Origin of the sequence: Micromonospora sp. (assembly GCF_048594385.1) — a bacterium.
Classification (GTDB): Bacteria; Actinomycetota; Actinomycetes; order Mycobacteriales; family Micromonosporaceae; genus Micromonospora; species Micromonospora wenchangensis.
Map to the genome: position 1 here is coordinate 1 of NZ_JBMDWU010000240.1, position 5,987 is coordinate 5,987.

General features: G+C 74.3%; 6 protein-coding genes and 1 pseudogene. 3 read left to right on the top strand and 4 right to left on the bottom strand.

All coding sequences use genetic code 11. The features are described from left to right. Positions 1–88: 88 nt before the first annotated feature. Positions 89–1,345, bottom strand: a complete 1,257-nt coding sequence (locus ACOJTC_RS12505) for an erythromycin esterase family protein (RefSeq protein ID WP_204926900.1) — start codon at positions 1,343–1,345, stop codon at positions 89–91. A 90-nt stretch (positions 1,346–1,435) separates the two neighbouring features. Here ACOJTC_RS12505 and ACOJTC_RS12510 point away from each other — a divergent pair, with 90 nt between their 5' ends. Then, positions 1,436–1,627 (top strand): DUF2795 domain-containing protein, encoded by a 192-nt coding sequence (locus tag ACOJTC_RS12510; protein WP_420116977.1) that lies wholly within the window; start codon positions 1,436–1,438, stop codon positions 1,625–1,627. Positions 1,628–1,653: 26 nt separating this feature from the next. On the opposite strand, the gene erm is transcribed toward ACOJTC_RS12510, so the two are convergent. After that, positions 1,654–2,478: an ErmE/ErmH/ErmO/ErmR family 23S rRNA (adenine(2058)-N(6))-methyltransferase gene (erm, locus tag ACOJTC_RS12515; RefSeq protein ID WP_420116974.1), complete on the bottom strand. Its 825-nt coding sequence runs from the start codon at positions 2,476–2,478 to the stop codon at positions 1,654–1,656. A gap of 706 nt (positions 2,479–3,184) precedes the next feature. Next, the gene (locus ACOJTC_RS12520; RefSeq protein ID WP_420116975.1) at positions 3,185–4,090 is read right to left on the bottom strand and encodes a Gfo/Idh/MocA family protein; all 906 of its coding nucleotides are present in this window, start codon (positions 4,088–4,090) and stop codon (positions 3,185–3,187) included. Between the two features lie 203 nt (positions 4,091–4,293). Between ACOJTC_RS12520 and ACOJTC_RS12525 the strand changes: the two genes are divergently transcribed. Together ACOJTC_RS12525 and ACOJTC_RS12530 are read left to right on the top strand one after the other, a co-directional pair. Then, positions 4,294–4,698, top strand: a complete 405-nt coding sequence (locus ACOJTC_RS12525) for a hypothetical protein (protein WP_204926896.1) — start codon at positions 4,294–4,296, stop codon at positions 4,696–4,698. Then, positions 4,691–5,171: pseudogene (locus tag ACOJTC_RS12530) on the top strand (hypothetical protein). Before ACOJTC_RS12525 ends, ACOJTC_RS12530 begins: the two are co-directional and overlap by 8 nt. On the opposite strand, the gene ACOJTC_RS12535 reads toward ACOJTC_RS12530, so the two are convergent. Further along, entirely contained in the window at positions 5,144–5,863 is a 720-nt protein-coding gene (locus ACOJTC_RS12535) for an SDR family oxidoreductase (protein ID WP_420116976.1), read from the bottom strand. The pseudogene ACOJTC_RS12530 and the gene ACOJTC_RS12535 overlap by 28 nt on opposite strands. Between the last annotated feature and the right edge of the window lie 124 nt (positions 5,864–5,987).

Consider the following 5,987-nt stretch of genomic DNA (forward strand, 5'->3'; position numbering starts at 1 on the left):
GGAGTTGTGGTGCCGGACGGAACGGGAGGAACACCCCCGGACCGGGCACCACAACTCCATGATCCACGCAGGAGACGGAGGGACGGGGTCAGACGCCGGCGGGGTAGGTTTCCAGTTCGCCGGTGGTGGTGTGGGTGGGTAGGGGGTGCAGGGCGGTGGACTCGTCGCACCAGACGAGGGCGTCGTAGCGGTCGGCCAGCCGGCTCGGCACGTAGTTGCCCCAGCGCTCGAAGGTCGGGTCGTAGACCACCCCGATGGCCCGGTGCTCGACGGTGCCGGTGACCCAGTCGGGCTGGTCGGGGCCACCGAAGACGAGCACCGCCCGCTCCGGCAGCAACTCGTGCAGCCGCCACTCCACCGAGCCCTCCCGGGCCGGCGGCACCGCCATCACCTCGGCCGGTGAACCCCAGTGCGGGGCGGCGACCACGGTGCCCCGGTAGCCGCCGAAGCCGATCAGCGTCACCGCGTCCCGGCCGAGGCGTTCCCGGGCGAGCTGACCGATGTTGACCATCCCGTCGCCGGCCATGTCGGTGGCGCGGGCGTCCCCGATGTGGGTGTTGTGCGCCCAGACGATCCCCCGTGACCCCGGGCCGTACCGGGTGAGCAGCCGGTCCAGGGTGTCGGCCATGTGGATGTCGCGCACGTTCCAGGAATCCGGCCCGCCGTGCACCATCGCCCGGTAGTACCGCTCCGCGCCGGCCACCACCTCCGCGTTCTGCCAGGCCGCGAACGCGTCCGGGCCGTCCGAGGCGACGTGTGCCCGGGTACGCGCCAACAGCCGGATCACCTCCTCCTCGCAGCGGGCCGAGACGAACCGGCTGGCCGCGCCGTACTCCTCGACCCGGCGGCCGTACGGCTCGAAGCACCGGTAGGCGTCCTGCGCCGCCTCCATCGACTTCGGGTCCTCCTCGCCCAGGTAGTCGAAGATGGCCTGCATGGACTCCCACAGGCTGTAGACGTCGAGTCCGTGGAAACCGGCCCGTTCCCGCTCCGGGCGCTCCAGGTTCCACGCCCGCAGCCAGCGGCAGAACCGGTCCACCTCGGCGTTGGCCCACATCCAGGTGGGCCAGCGGGTGAACCGGCCCAGCGCGGTACGCGGGTCCTGTGCGCCGCCGGGCGCGCCCACCACCGAGCGGTGCACCCGGTCGCAGTCCGGCCAGTCGCCCTCCACCGCCACGAAGTCGAACCCCTGCTCGGCGATGAGCCGTCGGGTGAGCTGCTCACGCAACCGGTAGTAGTCGTGACTGCCGTGCGTCGCCTCGCCGATCATCACCACCCGGGCGTCCCGGGCGCGCTCCAGCAGCGGGTCGAAGTCGCTCGGCGTACCGAGCCGCTGTACCAGCATGGGCGGGGCTACCCGGCAGGGTCGGCCGACAAACCGCCGTCCGGTGCGCGGTGGGCGGTGTGGCGGCGGGTGGAACGGGTAGCCGCCGGCATGACCGTCACCGGGATGCAGTTGCAGGAGTACCTGGCCGGGCTCGACTACCCGGTCTCCCGCGAGGACCTGGTCCGCTGGGGTCAGGAGAACGGTGCCAGCACCGAACTGCTCCAGATGCTGCGGGCGCTGCCCGTCGGGCAGTTCGACGACCCGGCCGAGCTGAACGAGGCCCTCGGCACGCTCGCCTGAGCCGTCCGCCTGGCCCCACCGACCGGTCACCACCGCCGGCCACCGGCGCGGCCCGTGGGAGCGTGCAGCAACCGGAACAGCACCAGCCACTGTTCCGGCCAGACCAGGCCGACCGGGGTCGCCGGGTCGAGCCGCGCCGCCCGCAGCGCGCCGTCGACCCGCCGGCCCGGATGCGCCGCGCGCAGCGAGGCCGCGAGCGACCCGCCCGCCCCGCCGAACCCCAGCTCCACCCTCTTCCGGTACGCGGGCAGCCCGGCCGGGTCCAGCAGCGCCGCCGGCCGGCGTTCGATCCGCAGGATGCCCCCGTCGACGGCGGGCACCGGGCGGAACGCGGTGCGGGCCACCCGGCCGGACAGCCGCCAGTGGTACTCCGGCCAGGTCAGCACGGTCAGCCGGCTCCACCGGCCGAGGTCACCGGTCCGCTTGCGGGCGTACTCCCACTGGGTGAGCAGGGTGGCCGCGCGCAACCGGGGCGCGGCGAGGCACCAGCGGACCACCGCGGCGGTCAGCGACCAGGGAACGTTGCCGACGACGGCGAACGGTTCATCGGGTGGCGCGGCGGTCAGGAAGTCGGCCTGCCGGTGCCGCACGTGCGGCAGCGTCGCGCACACCGCCGCCAGGGCGGGGATGACGGCCGGGTCGACCTCGTAGGCGATCAGCCGGCCGCACCGCTGCGCCAGTGGCCGGGTGAGCTGGCCACGGCCGGCACCCACCTCCAGCAGCAGGTCGTCCGGGCCGCTCCGGGCCGCCCGGACCATCCGGGTCACGGCGGCCGGGTCGGCGAGGAAGTTCTGGGACAGTACGCGACGGGACCGGTCGCGTGCGGTGGTGCGGTCGGGGCGGGGCGCCACGGGGCTCGTCCTGTCTGTCGCCGCTCGGCGACGGTACGGACAGGCACAGCACGCTGCCGGGCCTGTCCGAGTGGATCGGGACTCGGACGGCCCTGGAGAGATCGGCGGGGACGCGACGCGAAGAGAGCGCAGCCGGTGGCCCGGCCCGACGGCCACCGGGCGCGGTCGGGGCCGACGTCGCCGGTCGGACCGGGCGGGTCGGACGGGCGACGCGGACCGTGACCGGCCACGATGGCGGTCAGACCACGGAGGCGGTCAGACAACGGAGGCGGTCAGGCCCCAGTGACGGTCAGACCACGGTGGCGGTCAGGCCGGGATGGTGCTTCGGGTCAGGCGCGGTGGGCGTCCCGGCCGGCCAGGGCCGGACGCCGGACTCGCGGGCGGGCCACCAGGAGGGGGCCCCGCGCGGCCGACGTGACGGCCACGGTGATCAGGGCGTGCATACACATGGCGGCCACGCTAGCGCACACCCCACGGTGCGCAACGCGTTTTTCCGGCGTTCCACCACGACCCCGCCGGCCGCCGATCCGGCCAGCCCCCGCCGCGCCCCGAGTGGCCCGCACACCTGGCCGGGTGAGCGGGTCGGGAGCAGCCGTTCCGTCGGCGCGCGATACCGGTGTCGGCAACCAGTGACCCATGGTCACCTCGACAGGACAACTCTCGCCCGCCCACCGTCATGCCGCCGGGGGGCGGCAAGGGGCAGGGGTCAGGGCTGGAGGTCGACCGTGCGGGCCTCGGCGCGGGCGGTCTCCGCAGCCGCCAGGACCGCCACCACCTCCCGGCCGAACCGGACGTCACACCGGTGGTCCCGGTCACCCGAGTCGACCTGCCCCAGCAGTTGGTCGACGGCCGTGCCGAACGCGGTCAGCGCGTTGCCGTCGCCCGGCGGTACGGCCTCGACGCCGTTGTCGCCGTAGAAGACGACGTCCCGGGTCACCGCAGTCGACGGGGCGTCCAGGGTCAGCGACAGCGCACTTGTCGCACCCCCGTCGTGGGTGAGCAGCAGGTGCACCAGCCCGCCGGGGCCGTCCATCGCGGCGACCCGGGTGACCCGGCCGAGCACCGGCAGCACGATCGACAGCGCGTGCGGGCCGATGTCCCACAGCGCGCCCTGCTCCCGCCGCCACCGGGAGCCGCCGTACGGGCTGCCGGGGGCGTAGATCGAGGCGAACTGGGTGACCCGGGCGTGCTGCCAGCCGCCGGCCGCGGCGGTGGCGGTGAGGAAGCCGTCGACGTTGGGGTGGAAGCGTTGGGTGAAGAAGACCACCGAGGCCACCCCGGCGGACCGCGCGGCGGCGACCACCCCGTCGGCCTCGTCGAGGCTCAGCGCGAGGGGCTTGTCCAGCAGCAGGTGCCGGCCGGCGGTGGCGGCCCGGACGGCGATCCCGGCCTGCACGTCCGGGGGCAGCGCCACGGCCACCGCGTCGCAGGCGTCGAGCAGCGCGTCGACGTCGTCGAAGGCCGGGACGCCGTGCCGGGTGGCCAGCGCGGCGGCCCGTTCGGGGTTGCGTCCCCAGACCCCCACCAGTTCGGCGCGGGGATGGGCGTCCAGCCCGGCGGCGTGCGTGCGCGCCGCCCAGTGACCGGTGCCGAACAGGCCGAACCGCAGCACGGGGTACCCCCGGTCTCGTCGTCGGCCACGCCCGTCGCGGCCGTGATCCACGCTAGTCACCCGCCCCTGTTTCCGCAGCCGAGGGCCACCTACCCGCACCGGCGGGCCGCCGCCCGGAGACCCGGGCCGCCGACCCGGGACCGGGACGACGGTGATTACTACGCCGGTTAGTAGGCTGTGCCGGTGACCGAGACACCGATCGGATGGCGGCGATGACCGGCGCGGCGTCGGCCGGTTCGCCGGTGGACGGGGTGCTCGCCACCGTGACGATCGGGCTGTCGCTCGTACTCGCGTTGTGGGCGCTGGTGGCGGCGGTCCGGCACCGCCCGCCGGACCTGGTGCAGTCGGTCGGGCTGGGCCTGCTGGAGGTGGCGCTGCTCGCGCTGACCGTGCTGGCCCTGGTCGCCGTCGTCGGGGGTGAGCGGGCGGGCGAGCCGGGCGCGTTCTTCGGCTACCTGGTGACGCTGGTCTGCCTGCCCCCGCTGGCCTGGGTGCTGGCCCGGATGGAACCGACCCGGTGGGGGTCGGCGATCGTCTGCGCGGTCTGCCTGGTCCTGCCGGTGGTCGTGGTCCGGCTGCAACAGACCTGGGAGGTCGTCGGTGGCTGACACCCGGACGGCGCGGCGCGCCACCAACGCGGGGCCGGGACGACTGCTGATCGCCGTCTACATCCTGTTCGCCATCGCCGCCACCTCCCGGGCCGCGCTCCAGATCGCCACGAAGTTCGACGAGGCGCCGGTGGCGTACCTGCTCTCGGCGGTGGCCGCGCTGATCTACATCGTGGCGGCGGTCGGGCTGGCCCGCGCCGGGCACGCCGGCCGGCGGGTCGCGCTGGCCTGCTGCTCGGTGGAGCTGGTCGGGGTGGTCGGGGTCGGCGTGCTCAGCCTGGTCGACCCCGAGCTGTTCCCCGACGAGACGGTCTGGTCCGGCTTCGGCAGCGGGTACGGCTACATCCCGCTGGTGCTGCCCGTGCTGGGCCTGCTCTGGCTGTGGCGCACCCGCACCGCCGCCGACGCCTGACGCCGGCTCCCGACGCGGGTGCCCCGGCCCCGGTCAGTCCTTCGGGCCGCCCGCGACATAGATGACCTGGCCGGAGACGAAGGACGCGCCCTCGCTGACCAGGAACGAGATGGTGTGCGCGACGTCCTCCGGCCGACCCGGACGGCGGACCGGGATCTCGGCGGCGGCGTGCTTCTGGAGGTCGTCGAAGTCGACCTTCATCCGGGCGGCGGTGGCGGCCGTCATGTCGGTGACGATGAAGCCGGGGGCGACCGCGTTGACCGTCACCCCGAACGGCCCCAGCTCGATGGCGAGGGTCTTGGTGAAGCCCTGCAGGCCGGCCTTGGCCGCCGCGTAGTTGGCCTGGCCCCGGTTGCCCAGCGCCGAGGTGCTGGACAGGTTGACGATCCGGCCGTACTTCCGCTCGACCATGTGCCGCTGGGCGGCCTGGCTGAACAGGAACGCGCCGCGCAGGTGCACCCCCAGCACGGTGTCCCAGTCGGCGTCGGTCATCTTGAACAGCAGGTTGTCCCGCAGCACCCCGGCGTTGTTGACCAGCACGGTCGGCCCGCCCAGTTCGGTGGCGACCCGGTCGACGGCGGCCTCGACCTGCTCCCGGTCGGCGACGTCCGCGCCGACGCCGAGGGCCCGGCCACCGGCGGCGGTGATCGCGTCCACGGTCGGCCCGGTCGCCGCCTCGTCGATGTCGACCACGGCGACGACCATGCCGTCGGCGGCCAGCCGCCGGGCGGTGGCCGCGCCGATACCGCGCAAACGGTCGACCGCCTGATGGGCAACAGTGCCGAAGCACGCTTCTAGTACATCTCCGAACGCGCCGCGTGCGGTTCTGATGTCGCTGTGTGATGCCTAAAATGCCCGTCCATTAAGGCTTGCGGCC

Bases quoted from the DNA above. Each gene is read 5' to 3' on its own strand.
- ACOJTC_RS12505 (WP_204926900.1), bottom strand. From the start codon at position 1,345: ATGCTGGTACAGCGGCTCGGTACGCCGAGCGACTTCGACCCGCTGCTG.
- ACOJTC_RS12525 (WP_204926896.1), top strand. From the start codon at position 4,294: ATGGCGGCGATGACCGGCGCGGCGTCGGCCGGTTCGCCGGTGGACGGG.
- ACOJTC_RS12510 (WP_420116977.1), top strand. From the start codon at position 1,436: ATGACCGTCACCGGGATGCAGTTGCAGGAGTACCTGGCCGGGCTCGAC.